12 protein-coding genes are annotated in these 12,993 nt (G+C 62.3%); 6 read left to right on the forward strand and 6 right to left on the reverse strand.

The features are described from left to right. Positions 1-301: 301 nt before the first annotated feature. The 3 genes from ETD83_RS00010 to ETD83_RS00020 are packed head-to-tail and all read right to left on the reverse strand — an operon-like array spanning position 302 to position 1,421. Positions 302-775, reverse strand: a complete 474-nt coding sequence (locus tag ETD83_RS00010) for an ATP-binding protein (protein ID WP_138642909.1) — start codon at positions 773-775, stop codon at positions 302-304. Further along, a complete protein-coding gene (locus tag ETD83_RS00015; RefSeq protein ID WP_138642910.1) occupies positions 772-1,101 on the reverse strand; it encodes a hypothetical protein in 330 nt (109 codons plus the stop codon). The genes ETD83_RS00010 and ETD83_RS00015 overlap by 4 nt, the downstream gene beginning before the upstream one ends. Beyond that, positions 1,101-1,421, reverse strand: coding sequence for a recombinase family protein (locus tag ETD83_RS00020; RefSeq protein WP_138642911.1), 321 nt, complete (start codon positions 1,419-1,421; stop codon positions 1,101-1,103). The genes ETD83_RS00015 and ETD83_RS00020 overlap by 1 nt, the downstream gene beginning before the upstream one ends. A gap of 223 nt (positions 1,422-1,644) precedes the next feature. On the opposite strand from ETD83_RS00020, the gene ETD83_RS00025 reads away from it, so the two are divergent. From ETD83_RS00025 to ETD83_RS00035, 3 genes are all read left to right on the forward strand, one after another. Next, on the forward strand, positions 1,645-2,811 hold the full coding sequence (locus ETD83_RS00025) for a helix-turn-helix transcriptional regulator (protein WP_138642912.1): 1,167 nt from the start codon (positions 1,645-1,647) through the stop codon (positions 2,809-2,811). A gap of 17 nt (positions 2,812-2,828) precedes the next feature. After that, positions 2,829-3,605: a 5-formyltetrahydrofolate cyclo-ligase gene (locus tag ETD83_RS00030; protein WP_171063946.1), complete on the forward strand. Its 777-nt coding sequence runs from the start codon at positions 2,829-2,831 to the stop codon at positions 3,603-3,605. A 283-nt stretch (positions 3,606-3,888) separates the two neighbouring features. After that, entirely contained in the window at positions 3,889-5,820 is a 1,932-nt protein-coding gene (locus ETD83_RS00035; RefSeq protein ID WP_138642913.1) for a hypothetical protein, read from the forward strand. A gap of 39 nt (positions 5,821-5,859) precedes the next feature. Here the strand turns inward: ETD83_RS00035 and ETD83_RS00040 are convergent, their stop codons facing one another. From ETD83_RS00040 to ETD83_RS45205, 3 genes are all read right to left on the reverse strand, one after another. Then, positions 5,860-6,477, reverse strand: a complete 618-nt coding sequence (locus ETD83_RS00040) for a hypothetical protein (RefSeq protein WP_138642914.1) — start codon at positions 6,475-6,477, stop codon at positions 5,860-5,862. 205 nt (positions 6,478-6,682) lie between these two features. Further along, complete coding sequence (locus ETD83_RS43445) at positions 6,683-8,725, reverse strand: hypothetical protein (protein WP_205717401.1); 2,043 nt, start codon at positions 8,723-8,725, stop codon at positions 6,683-6,685. A gap of 114 nt (positions 8,726-8,839) precedes the next feature. After that, entirely contained in the window at positions 8,840-9,472 is a 633-nt protein-coding gene (locus ETD83_RS45205) for a helix-turn-helix domain-containing protein (protein WP_138642915.1), read from the reverse strand. A gap of 288 nt (positions 9,473-9,760) precedes the next feature. Here ETD83_RS45205 and ETD83_RS00055 point away from each other — a divergent pair, with 288 nt between their 5' ends. The 3 genes from ETD83_RS00055 to ETD83_RS00060 all read left to right on the forward strand — a co-directional run bounded on the left by ETD83_RS00055 (position 9,761) and on the right by ETD83_RS00060 (position 12,965). Beyond that, positions 9,761-10,582, forward strand: a complete 822-nt coding sequence (locus ETD83_RS00055; protein WP_138642916.1) for a hypothetical protein — start codon at positions 9,761-9,763, stop codon at positions 10,580-10,582. A 506-nt stretch (positions 10,583-11,088) separates the two neighbouring features. Next, entirely contained in the window at positions 11,089-11,580 is a 492-nt protein-coding gene (locus tag ETD83_RS45810) for a carbohydrate-binding protein (RefSeq protein ID WP_407921456.1), read from the forward strand. A gap of 623 nt (positions 11,581-12,203) precedes the next feature. Continuing rightward, a complete protein-coding gene (locus ETD83_RS00060) occupies positions 12,204-12,965 on the forward strand; it encodes an L-type lectin family protein (RefSeq protein WP_138642917.1) in 762 nt (253 codons plus the stop codon). Positions 12,966-12,993: the final 28 nt, after the last annotated feature.

The raw sequence follows: 12,993 nt of genomic DNA on the forward strand, positions 1-12,993 counted from the left end.
TGACGTCCGCGCCTGGGTCAACGAGTGGAACACCGACCCCAAGCCGTTCGTGTGGACCAAACCCGCCGACGACATCCTCGAAACCCTCGCCGGATACTGCCAACGAATTAACGACTCAAGACACTAGTTACCTGGCTCAGTACGCCGCGTCCAGCCCACCGCTTGAGGGCAGCTGGCGACAGCCCGCTGAACTTGCTTGCCTCCTGGGATGGCACCCACTGGCTGTGGTCAATGTCGTACAGCAGGGCTGTCCAGCCCCAACTGATGCGATCGGTGGTGTCCTGCAGAGGGTCGACCAGGATCACGCGCTAACCGCCTGCTGGTTGGTGACGGCTAGCTCGGCCCACACGACCTTGCCCAAGGGCGCGACTGGGTAGAAGCCGAAGCTCACGCTGAGGGCGTCCACCATCATGAGACCACGCCCGTTCTCGCGCCCCAGATTGAACGGCGGGACGTGCGGCTCACTGGGGCAGCGGTCCCACACCTCGATGGCGATCGTGGACTGGAAGCCCAGCAGACGCAGCCGGATGAGCTTGGACGTGGGCAAGTGCTTCCACTGGCCGTCCGCGTACTCCTCGCACACCTGGATGGCGTTAGTCACGAGCTCTATGCCCACGGTGAGCATGTCGTCGACCACGTGCGGTGCCCGCCACCACTGGAGCGTCCGCTTCATGAAGATGCGCGCGATGGCCGTCGCGTCCGGCGCAGCCACGATGTCGATGGTGTCGCTGAAACGCACCGTGTTTGTTAGGTGCGAGGCGTGTTTGCGGATCATGATTCGTGCATGATGATGACGGTCACTTTCGTTGTCTCGACAAGCCGTTCCCATATGGCGTCTTGAAGGACACGGCTTTCAGCGAAGTCGGACAGGCCGCGAATAATGACGTACTTCACCGGCGTCCGTTGGACTTCTGCGATCAGCTCGTTCAGACCAGGCTTTAGGCGCGCGTCCCATTCGTAGAAGACCCTGGAGAGCTCGAAGCCGCTTTGGTCGGCATAGGCTTCCAGCTCACGGCTGCGCCGGTCGGCCTCTTCGGCGGGCATGTCGTTCGGCGCGTACATGTAGCCGTAGGCGAGGGGCTGCAGGTGCAGGGTACTCATCAGTGCTGCCCCTGAATCACCCAGAGGCGAGCGCCGGTTTCCTGCTCGATGTGCTGACGCATGGCGTCCTGAAGGCCCGGCAACCTGGCGAAGTGCCAGAGTGACGGCACGAGAAGGTCTTTGACGTTGTAGCGCTTCAGCGCTTCGATCATGGTGTAAAAGGCTGGCTCCGAGCAGTTGGTGTTCTCGGTGAACACCTGATCGAGCGTGAAGCCTTCACGTTCGGCGTACACAATGAGCTGACGCCTAATACGTTGCGGCTCCTCCTCTTGATCCTCACCACCCACCACGCGCATGTAGCCGTAAATGAGGGGTCGCATTGGGCTCCTTCCGGCGTAGGAACCGGCGTGACGGCGGGCTCAAGCTCCGGCACCGCCGCGCCGGTATACAGGCCAGACAAGCCGGTTGACCTGCCGAAACCCAGCGCAGGGGAGTGGCAAGAATGAGGCGGAAAAGAGGCGTGGCGCCGTTTAGCTGCGCAAATAGCCGCCAGGCGGCTATGGTGGGACCCCCCTTGGTGGCCGCCCTAGAAGGGAAAGCGGGATGGCGAGTAAACGCGTACGCCTCGCCCAACGCCGCAAATCGGCGGGTTTTACCCAAGAGCGCTTGGCTGAACGCCTGGGCGTCGAGCGATCAACGATCGTGCGCTGGGAAACGGCCGAAACGGAGCCGCAGCCGTGGGTGCGGCCCAAGCTGGCAACCGCGCTCAAGGTGACGGCCGAAGAGCTACAGGCCATGCTCGACGACGTCACGATCACCCAGGCCAAGCCGAGCGAGCGCATGAGCTACGTGCTGGAGCACCCTTCCTCAGTCGACCTGGTGGCGGTTGCCTTCCTGCACGAGCGCATCCGCCAGCTCGACGAGCAGTACGACAAGGCACCCTCGACCGCCCTGCTTGGTCCGGCCGGCCAAGTCCACGGTCAAGTGAAGTTCCTTCGGGAGAACGTCACCAACCCCCGTGTGCGCAGAGCGCTGTTCGAGGTGGAGGCCGAGTCCGCCACGATCATGGGACAGCTCGTCTGGGATGTCAGCCAACGCCGCAACCACGAGGCCTCGATCACCTACCTTGACGAGGCAATCGCCGCGGCTCGTCAGGCGCGTGACGCCTGCACTGAGGCGTACGCCGTCCTCCGTAAGAGCTTCGTCGCGCTCTACGGCGACAAAGATCCCCACAAGGGCGTCGCGCTGGCCGCGGAAGCAGCCAAGGTCGCCGCGCCTGTCAGCCCGTCGCTCACTGGCCTGGGCCTGCTCCACGTCGCCGAGGGCCACGCCATGAGTGGCGAGGTCAGGGCGTGTGAGGAAGCGCTCAAGAAGGCCGAGGCCCAGCTCCACCGAGTGAGCACGCAAGATCTGGCGGCGGAGTACTACACGATTAACGAGTTCAACCGCCTGAGTGGCTCCTGCTACCTCTTCCTTGGTTTGCCGGAGCGGGCTGAGCCGATCCTGCGCTCGACCGCCAGGGCGCTCGCGCCCAAGAAGAAGAGCCAAGCCATCGCGCTCGGCAACCTCACCCTCTCACTCGTCCGGCAAGGCAAGCTCGACGAGGCTGAAACCACCATGCACCGGACGATCGACGCCGTGGAGCTGACGCGTGGCGGCGGTGGGCTTAACCTGGCATTTGCCGCTGGCCGGGAGCTCCGGCCATGGCGGCAAGAGCCATGGGTGCAGGACGTCAACGATCGCCTGTTGGCCCTCATGGCAGCGATCTAGCGATAGTGGTAGGGCGCGTGGGAAACATCGACCAGGCCAAGGCAGCCGTCCGTGACCAGGTGTGGCGGCTGCTGGAGCGCGAGGGTGCAGCGCCGGGCGGCTCGTACGGCAAGATCCCCGGCTTCCGCGGTGTTGAGGCGACGGCCGAACGATTGGGCGAACTCGACCTGTGGAAGCAGGCCCGGACGATCAAGGCCAACCCGGACTGGGCGCAGCTTCCGGCCCGCGTCCGAGCGCTCCAGGACGGCAAGCTCCTCTATATGGCGGTGCCTCGGATGGCCACGCTGCAGCCGTTCTACCTCCTCGATCCGGCATCGCTCACCGTTCCACCCGAGCAGGCAGCCGAGAAGAAGGGCGCGGCCCAGATCGCTCGCCGTGTCGGCGTCGAGGACATGCGGCCCATCGACATCGTGGTGTGCGGCAGCGTGGCGGTGAACCGCTCCGGTGCGCGGATCGGCAAGGGCGCTGGCTACTCCGACCTTGAGGTGGCGTTGCTCATCGAGGCGGGCCTGGTGACGGACGAGACGGTCATCGTTGCGCCGGTTCACCAGCTCCAGGTCGTCGACGAGGAAATCCCCGTAGCCGAACACGATTTCAACGTCGACCTCATCGTGACGCCTGATGAGGTGATCCGGTGCTCACGCCGTCGCCGGCCGCGGGGGCTGATCTGGGAGGATCTGTCAGCGGAGAAGGTGGCCGAGATTCCGGCGTTGGCTGACCACACATCTAAGCGCTTCGGGAATAGGCACTCATTGGACAGCGAGTCGGTGAGCAAACGTGAACTCCGACAGTAACGGGGCAGATCTCTCCGCTGCACTCACGGCGTACGACCGAGTAGCACTCAACCTCGACAAGCTGGATCGGGTCTGGCAGCGGATGTAGGGACTTGCTTCCTGAATCGCTGCCAAGTAACTGCAGAAGGGTCTACGTCTGCAGCTCGCTCAGCGAGGCATCGCGCGGACAGCTCATCAGGTATGTGCCAGCGGGGTCAGTAATTGTGGACTATACCGACACTCGGGAAGGACTCGGACCAGCTGGTCGGACGCTTAGCGATCGCGCAGGCGGTATAGTAAATATATGAGTGGTGCTTCTTCACCAGCCAGCGATCAGTCGTGGCTCGACGAGGCAGTTGCAGCCTTAAGGAAGCCGGACAAAGCCTGGTGCGATGAAGACCAGATCAGCTTCGTTGTAGCTGCGAGAGAGCTGTCGGCATGGCTTCATGACCGGCGTCCCTACGAGGGTCGACACAGGCCGGGTTGGCGGTCAGCCCTTCGTGACTTCTTTCAAGCCGCGGGGGACCTTGGTCCCGAGGCAACAAGGAGCCTCAGTGGCGAGCTGCTGCAATGTCGATCTATGGCACAGGATATACAGTCAAACCTGGCTACGCTCTCAGCGGAAAACTTCAAGGCGTGGCTGGCTAGTCAAAGCAATGCATATCGAGCAGCTTTTCTGGCTTTGATCGGTCGATTTAGTGATCCGGATGTGCGACTCGCGGCATGGAACGATGTTCTTGCCGGGTATCGTACGTCGGTCGTTTCTCACCAAGAGTTGGCGAAGCGCCGCGACTTGTTCCTGACAGTTGTCCGCGCGGCGAACCTAAGCGCGGACCGAATAGCTAGCAATCTTCGCGGCCTGCTCTCGAACAATGCCTTTGAAATCTTTGCAACCAAGCATGCACTTGGAGACGCTGATGCCTCCCGGTCAGATGCCTATCCTCGCCCGAATAAGTCGGCGAACCTTGGCGAGAGTGAGCGCCTGTCTCTCTGTGAGCGCCTTCTAACACAGTCGCCGCAGCGAGCTCATTACGTGGTGTGGGTGGTGTTCCAGCACGCATCCATGACGCGGGTGGTGCAGACGGTTGGGCCAATTACTTATTATGATGCCGAATTGATCAAGTCTCTTTTGCAAGCTGAAGAAGATGTGCTGGAGCGGCTCCCGGAAGAACTGAGAGATAGGGAATCGCTTTTCCAGCCATCGCAGCTGCCCGAGGAGCGCGATACCGTACTGGCTCGTGTCGACCTGGGCATGAGCTCGTTTGCCGATCCCGTACTTGCGGCGCGCGAACAAGCTGACGCCGTTGTCGCACTAGCTGGCTTCCGCTTTGGCAGGCCAAGGTGGCGGATTCTCCGGGGTTACCTGCTTGCAGTGGATGGACGCATCAGGGGTGTGGGTGCGTTTATGCCGCTTCGCGACCCTGGCTCTTTGCCGGTATCTGCATCTTCTGACCCCATGAGTGATCTTCTTCAGATGGTGGAAGCTGACCTGGCGCCACATCTTCCGGTGGATAACCTCGAACTGATCGAGCTTATTGAAGCGCTACACACTTGGCAGAAGACGGATCGGGAGGAGCCGCTCTCCTCGATAATCTTGCATGTGCGCGCCTTGGAGCTTATCGCCGCCCGTGTTACCCACGGGGCCTGGTACGAGTTCCTCGATGGCTACCTCTGTTCCTCGTGGGTGCGTGACAAGATATGGGACATGATCCACTCGGCCGCGTTTGATGCCGCCTACGGACATATTGAGGGGTTGTCGTTAGCGCAAGAGCAAGAAAGGAGGAGCCTTCAACTAGCTCTGTTTAAGAGTACGGGCTACGGCCACGAGATAGATCTTTCCAGGGCGTACGAAGCCCTCCCAAGGCTTGTTAGCATGCATCCGCCGCAGAGCGAAAGCGGGCGCGAGCTGCGGCATGTGATGAGCCTGCTGTCGTCACCAGCGAGCATATTGACCGTGCGTGACGATTTGCTTGAGCGGTGGGACATCGCGAGAGCGCGCCTGCAGCGAATCCGCAACGCGCTGGCGCATGGTGGCCCCGTAGACGTCGACGGTGCTAAGACAGTCCATGGATTCGCGCGTCAGTTGGCAGCATGGAGTCTCAGCCGAAGCCTGGAAGGCATCTTGAAGGGCAACGGTGTAGTTGACGAGCATGATCGCTGTCGGGACGAGGCTAATTTGTGGTTCGCAGCCGTTCCGAGTGCCGCTGACGCCAAGAGTGCGATCTTTTCAAGGTAGAAGTGTGCACGTCTGGTCCGAGTGAGGGGCGTTTGTGAATTAAGCGAATGCGGACTCGCTATAGACGACACCATTCTTGGCGTACTCTACCTCAGTAAAGTACGCCTCTTCGCCGAAGCTGTCGATAAACGGGGTCTCGGTCACATGTCGACGAACCTCGAAGCCGTGCTCTTCAAACTCTCTGTCATCAGTTGCAAACATTGGCCAATCCGCTAACACGCGTAACTCCCCGCGCTCAAACTCGGCCGTGACGATGTATCGGGCTGCCGTTAGACACCAGGTTCCTTCTAGCAGGCGGCTGTAGACATGAAACTCGATACGCGGACCTTGCTCATGGTCAAACGACGTTGACCTGCCTAACACTTTGGAGAATAATTGTCCCTTGTTGCGGCATGAGGCCATATAGGAGGTGGCTCCATGTTGGATGAAGAACATTGAGTCGCTGCCCAGGTATGTAATCGAGAGATAGGCTTTGCGTACAGCTTCCTGGTAGGATTCCTTGTCCCGGCTTGGCCAGTCCTTCAATTCTTTTCCTGTGGAAGCATTTGAAATCCCAAGCAAGCTCGCCATCGCGCCGTTCTTCATAATCCCCTCAACGGCACCCAGGGCATCTACAGTAATTTGAAAGGTCTCATTCTGTTGCTTCGCCTTAAACATGCTATTAGAATATCATTGATACCGCAATAATAAAATAGTTTCGCAGTCTGCCGTAGAATGGCGAGCGAGTGGCTTCAATCGCTAATCTACTGTGAAATGTCGGCCGATTTCTGTATCGCATCTGCCGCCGCGCCCTAGAGGCAGCTCCGAATGAAGGTGTCGTCAACGCCTAGTGTTGCCCAATCCGGCCCAAGGACCAAGGATACTAACGCTTGATTTTGTAGACCTGTACACCGTTGCGAACCTGGTCTTTGGTAAGCGTGGTTTTAGTGCCTACGTAATCACCTGCACTCGCTGTCCCGACGGGTTGGTTGTCGAGCTGCAGCGAAGTGACGTCTTCCTCGATAAAGTCCACCGGCAGTTCGTAGGCGACTCGGTCACCCACAGCAAGGGGCTGCGACAATCGTAGTCCTACTACGGAAGCCTTTGGCCAGTGGCCATCAATGTGCCCGATCGGCTCGTAGTGTGCGGGAACGGGGTGGACGCGGCCTGACGTCACGAACAGGGGAGCGATATCCTCGTGGCGCCAGCTATGCATGATGAAATTTCGCGTGAGGCGGAACAGGTCCCATGCAGTCAGCAAGGACAAGTCCTGCTCTTCAGCGTTGGTGACGACGTCCTCCTGAAAGACGTGTTCGTGCTCGCGGTCGAGGCCTGGCAGATGTCGCTGATGATTGACGATCGCCATACCGCGGATGTTGTGTGTTCGCCATTCGCGCATGCGAGGCGCGATGTACTTGGCGACTTGCAGTGAGCTGGCTTCTTTGGGTGTGCCGGCTATTCCCTTGATCTCAACCAGCACGGGCACGGCTGCGTCCATGATGCGTACGTCTTCGCGTCGCGGACCGGTTGCACCGGACGCCTCAGCCTCGGCGTCTACATCACGCACATCTGTGAAGCCGAGCGTCGTCAGTGCTTGAATAACAGCCTTGACCAGGTTGTCGCCGGTGGCGGTGATGAGCTCGTGCAGGAAACCATACTGGTCGCGGCTGGCTGCGATTTGCTCTTCGAGTCCGCGGATGCGGAGGCGGGCAGCCTCTTCAATCCTGGTGATCTCGTCCTTGACTGTCATGATCTGAGGCAGCTCGTATGCGGGGCGCTGCACCCAGAAGCTTCGCTCAGCGTGAGGAAAGAGGCGCGGTACGAGCGTGGGAAGGACGACTTCGACCAGTTCGACTACCAGGTCAGCTCGTCGTTTGATTTGGGGAAGTATGAAGATTAGCCCGGATTTGCCTTCTTCCTGGGCGGGGTAGAGGAGTCCGCCTACCGACGCTCCATACTTGTTTGTAGCCAGTGTCACCCATTTATAATCGTTGTTCCACGGCGACGGTTCGACTATGCATTCGAAGCGACCGGTCTCCAGGAAGCTGCTGATTCCGATCTCGTTGCAGGCGCTGGTAGGTTGGATCTCTCGTCCACTGTCGTTCTTGATCCGCAATTTGGAAGTTTCTGTTAGCAAGCTCCAGTTGCTGAGGCCACGTAGTTCACGATTGCCAAGAGGCTCTCTTAGTTCGCCAAATGAATTCTTTTCGCTAATGAAGCACCCCGGTTCGAAACGCGCGCCAGCGAATACAATAAAGATGCCTCCATGCTCATGGATGCGGTTCATGGCATCGGACGTGCGTTCCATATTGATTGGTCGCGGGTCAATGACGCCCGTTACTGTAGGAGTCCATATGGCTGGGACGCCCTGAGGCGGCTGTTCGAATGAGTCTTCGGTAGCTCTCTTCAGTGCTGGACCGGTGAGGTCTACGATGACAATTTCTTGCTCCGTGTAATCATCGGGTAGGTCATCACTCATTGCTAGTGGCAAGTAGCTGCTACTTTTGGGCACCGAAACGGGCTGGCCGAAGGAGCTTGCGGATGTCGCATACCCGCGCTGCTTAAGCACCGAGGCAACGTCCGGGCTGTCGATGACGAGGATCTTGGGGTGCGGGTATTTTGGTGCAAAATCGTCCTGTTTGTCGGAATGTGTGGATCGTGTCGCAATCGTGTTAGAGGTGTCGGCGGAGGTCACGGGCTGGGCTCGGCGCTTCCACATGGGTAAGAAGGTAAACCCTCGGCACGACACTCGACATCTGGATTCAATGGTCTGCGCCTGCAGCCCGCGCGGCCTCGCCTGCACCCCTCGTTCGATCAGGCGGAGCCGCGTGGTGTCGGCACTTACCTCCAGCCGCTTACCGATGCGCGCAAGCGACCAACCCTCCTCGTGCAGGCGTGAGGGCTGCTCGACCTGGTTGGGGGGCATGACACGCCGATGGGAGCCAGTTCCACGTTCATGATCCCGCTCTACGCTGGGCGCGGCAGGCGTACCGGAACTTCGGGACTGGATGCGAAGGACTCCGACAAGCGGCAACGTGCGTCACGGCCGCTCCCTCCCATGCGTATCCCTCATCCTCACCCCACGCTCCACCAGTCGGCTCCGCACCGTCTGGCCATCAACGCTCATGCGCTTGCCGATCCGTGCGAGTGACCAGCCTTCTTGGTACAGCTTCACCGCCTCGTCGATCTGCTCAGGGCTCATCCCACCCATACGCATCTTCACGCCATGACGGCGCAGGATCTTGCTTACCGTTACCCGGTGGATGTGGAAGCGACGAGCGATCTGGTACACCGAAGCGCCCGCTCGGTAGGCGGCCACTACTTCTTGGGCTTCTTGCTCTTTGAGCTGCTTCGCACGACCGGGGAGGTTTCGTGCGGGCTTCGTGGGTACCGGCGCGGTGGGCGATGGCAGCTTGCGTAGGAGCGTCTCAAGGGCCTTGGCCTGTGTACCGGGGTTGTACAGAGGTGGCGGGAGGCCCACCCAGGTCACAGGCCGGTTCCGACCAAGGAACCGGCCTTTTCGATCTCCGTACGGCCGCGAAGTACAGCAGTAGCCCCCGTAATCAGGGGCCTGCCCATCTGTGCGAGGGTGCTGGGTGGACGAGATGAAGCGGCCGGGCCGGAGTCCGGGTTGCCGGAGACAATCTGCAATGGCCACCTGTGTGGGAGGCATGCCTGGCCGCGCTTTATCGACCGAGGACGCGGGGAGCGCAACCCCATGGTCCGGGTCGGCGTCGAGGTCGGACCGTGGAGACAGGTCAGGGGGATGTTCTCGCCACACTCAGTGGCACCATCCGGCTGATCTGGGGCGGCTCGTGCACCCTGCTCATTCCGGCCGATTCAACCGTCGTCCTCTAGGCTGACGACAGGTCAGGCAGACGCCTCGGGGGCCACCGCCCGCTCTGGTGCTGCCCGGGCCAAAGGGAGATCGGCGATGCAGGTCCCAAGATCCAAACGCTCGATGCTGTTCCTGGGCGCGACCCCGACCTGTCTCACCGCCGCCGGCCGATACCGCGCCTGGAAGGCATTGGGCGCGCCACTACCACCAGAACCCAGCTTGGCCACCATCGCCCTCGCACTCGCCGACCTGAACACGCGGGTCTCCCCCTGGCGAGCACTGGTTCGCGACCACCTGCGCGAATGCGTGCGTACCGCCGTAATCGACGTCCTGCGGGGCGAGGCGTTCACCCGCGCAGAGCCCGGTCCGTCGGATGAACTGTCGGATGCCGCGCTGTCACGGCTGGCCGGCCAACGGGTCAGGGAAATCAGCCGTCAAGCCGACCCGGAGATGGCCAGGACGCATCCGTTGCTGCTCACCCTGCACCGGTTCGCCGAACCGGGCACCGATCCGCTGGTCTGGCTCGCGGCCAACGCGGCCCAGCAAGCCGTCGAGATCGCCTTCAAAGCGACGATCGCCGCCTGCGCCCGCGCCTGTGACCCTGGAGACATCCAGGCACTCAGGACGATCACCGCCGCTGAGCGGCGACTGCAGCCGGCGCCCTACAACAAGATCCAGCTGGCCGAAATCGTCCTTGGCCGCGCCGGATGGCAGGTGTGCACCACTGCCCGCACGCGCTGGCTCGGAATCTCACAGATCGCCGACGACCTGGGGACCGACTATCTCGTCACCGGCACCAGCGCCGATGAGACAAAACGGTGGCGCACCACCATCCGGCGCGTCCGGCAGACGTGCCGCCCACCCGTGCCCGAGGCGGCTACGGCCATCGTGCTGACCATCAACCCCATGGAACCGGACGAGTCTGTGATCCGCGTGAATCTTTGAAGATCGCCGCCGCATCCAGGTCGGGGCCGAGCCCGGGCAGGACGACGTAGGCCAGGCTGGTGGCGACGCCGCGATGGTCCGGGATAGCGGGGTCCTGTTGTCCTAGCGGTCGCGGAAGTGCCTCTGAACCTCGGGGTCCAGGGGCGCTTTGCCGGGAGCGACTGGCGCCCACAAGGGCGGGCGTCGGCGCCCATCGGACACCGGTCTTGGGGCTCGCCATGGCATCGCTGGGATTGCGGTGATCGGTCAAACTCGGTGCGGCGTGGCACGCCCATCGTGACGGGCCGGATCTGCCGGCGGGCGACAGGAAGCTCGCTGCTGAGGGCGTGAGTTGGAGGCTTTGCTGCGGGTGGAATGTCCAGGTGGCACGGTTCGCGGGGCTGTGTCACTATTGTCGGCGCTCGGAGGCCGGTACCGGCGGTTCTTGTCCGGGCGACGGGGAGTGGGGGAGGTCGAGTGCACCGGACGGGCGTCGCGGGTGTGCGCGGGCGAGGGCGGGGCCGCTGATGGCCCATGCGCGTCCTCCCTCCAGACCCTCTGCGCGGCGGCGGTACGTCGTGCTCGGTGTCGTCCTGGTGATCGTGCTCTTCCTGGCCGTCGGGTACGCGGCGGCCCGGCCGTCCGGTGGTTCGGGGTCGTCTGCTGCTCCGGTGACGACCGGTGTCGATCCGGGTGGCGGGGCACCGACGCAGAGTGCGGCGCCGCCGGATTCGGTCGGGGTGGGACGGAAAGGTACCGCCACACCGTCCGAGACGCCGTCGACCGCGACACCAACGCCGTCGAGCGCCACGCCCACGCCGTCCACTAGTGAACGCGATACCCCGACGCCGAATCCGCCCAAGAGAAGGCCCGGCGGTTCCGCGTGGACGCCCGGCGTCAACTACCGTCCCGGCGACGCGGTGACCCATCGCGGCACGGACTACGTGTGCCGCCAAGCCCACACCGCGCAGGCCGATTGGCAGCCCCAGGACACTCCGACGCTCTGGCAGCCGACCTGATCTGCGAACGCCCGGTTCGCCGTCTCCGTTGTCTGTCCAGGAATGTGCTGAGCAGTGGTGCGGTACTTCCTGCTCGTCCCCCTCGCTTGGCCGTGATGCCTTGGAGTGCTGCGGTTGTGCTCCTTGGGGGACAATCCCTGGGCTGGCCGTGACCGTCATATGGAATGGCGGGCGTCTCTGTAAGGATTAGGTTTGTGTATTGCTGTGGTGGTGGCAATGGGGGGTTCTCGCAGTAAGCGTGTGTTCAGATTGGGGCCGTAGGAGAGGACGCTTCGAATCTCTGTGGGGGCAGCGGTATGAGGCAACGGTGGGCTCGTGTTGCGGTGGCGGTCGGGGTCGGTGCCATGGCCGTCACGTCGAATGGGCATGCGTCGGCTTCGGAACGGGGTCCGGGGGCCGTTCTGGTCAAGGAGGCGTTCACTGGAGCCACTGCGGATTCGCGCTTTATCGGGTATGGGGCGGCCTGCCTGACGGGTGCGCGGCGCGGACAGGCAGAGGTGGAGGCTACGAATCATCCGCTCAGGGGCTGTCGTCGCGATCCGGTCGGGCCCGTACCGCCGGGCGGTGCGGCGCCGCGTGGGTACCTTCAGCTCACGGACGCGCACTTCGAGGAGACCGGCGCCGTGCTGTTCGACTCGCCGATCCCGGCGCGGGGTGGACTGGTGGTGGTCTTTGAGCAGTGGCAGTACGGGAATACGACGCGGGCGCCCGCGGATGGGATCTCGTTCTTTCTGACGGACGGTGCTCGGCGGCTCACCACACCGGGTGCGTTTGGCGGAAGCCTCGGCTACGCCCAGAAGAGGCCGGGTGGCCAACCCGGTGCCCAGTTCGTGCCTGGGGTGGACGGCGGGTATCTCGGCATCGGACTCGATGTCCTGGGCGAATACTTCGGCGACGGAGAAGGGCGCGGGAATGGGTGCGAGCGCCGCTCCCCGGCCGGGACGTTCTTCCGTCAGACTGCCCCCGGGCCCAACATCGTCACAGCTCGCGGCCCCGGAGACGGCATCACCGGATACTGCCTGCTCGATGCCACGACCACCAACAAGAGGACGGCCGGGCCCTGGCCATCGTCGCTTCCCGGACGGCTGCATGGAAACCTGAAAAAGATGCCTGCCAATGTCTCGCCGGGTCGGGCTGAACGGCTGCTGGAACCGGTGAAAAGGATCGTCAGAGTGGCGGTGTCGGCTGGACGGGATCCGGTCGTGACGGTCGACATCGACTTTCAGGACGACGAGGGTTTCGAGCGGGTTCTGAGATTCCCCGCTCCCGAGCCCATCCCGGACACCTTCAAATTCGGCTTCGCCGCGTCCACGGGACCTCTCACCGATGTGCAACTCATCCGGCGGGTCGTCCTGCGTTCCAAGCGTCAGCCGGAAGGGTCGTAGCCGTCCGGATCGGCCGATCAGGTGCGGC

The sequence above is a fragment of the Actinomadura soli genome, assembly GCF_005889715.1.
Lineage (GTDB): Bacteria > Actinomycetota > Actinomycetes > Streptosporangiales > Streptosporangiaceae > Spirillospora > Spirillospora soli.

What these genes read in the sequence shown, in the direction of transcription:
- ETD83_RS00010 (WP_138642909.1), bottom strand. Translation starts at nt 775, where the DNA reads ATGATCCGCAAACACGCCTCGCACCTAACAAACACGGTGCGTTTCAGC.
- ETD83_RS00040 (WP_138642914.1), bottom strand. Translation starts at nt 6,477, where the DNA reads ATGTTTAAGGCGAAGCAACAGAATGAGACCTTTCAAATTACTGTAGAT.
- ETD83_RS45205 (WP_138642915.1), bottom strand. Translation starts at nt 9,472, where the DNA reads ATGCCTCCCACACAGGTGGCCATTGCAGATTGTCTCCGGCAACCCGGA.
- ETD83_RS00025 (WP_138642912.1), top strand. Translation starts at nt 1,645, where the DNA reads ATGGCGAGTAAACGCGTACGCCTCGCCCAACGCCGCAAATCGGCGGGT.
- ETD83_RS00020 (WP_138642911.1), bottom strand. Translation starts at nt 1,421, where the DNA reads ATGCGACCCCTCATTTACGGCTACATGCGCGTGGTGGGTGGTGAGGAT.
- ETD83_RS45810 (WP_407921456.1), top strand. Translation starts at nt 11,089, where the DNA reads ATGGCCCATGCGCGTCCTCCCTCCAGACCCTCTGCGCGGCGGCGGTAC.
- ETD83_RS43445 (WP_205717401.1), bottom strand. Translation starts at nt 8,725, where the DNA reads ATGCCCCCCAACCAGGTCGAGCAGCCCTCACGCCTGCACGAGGAGGGT.
- ETD83_RS00015 (WP_138642910.1), bottom strand. Translation starts at nt 1,101, where the DNA reads ATGAGTACCCTGCACCTGCAGCCCCTCGCCTACGGCTACATGTACGCG.
- ETD83_RS00035 (WP_138642913.1), top strand. Translation starts at nt 3,889, where the DNA reads ATGAGTGGTGCTTCTTCACCAGCCAGCGATCAGTCGTGGCTCGACGAG.
- ETD83_RS00055 (WP_138642916.1), top strand. Translation starts at nt 9,761, where the DNA reads ATGCTGTTCCTGGGCGCGACCCCGACCTGTCTCACCGCCGCCGGCCGA.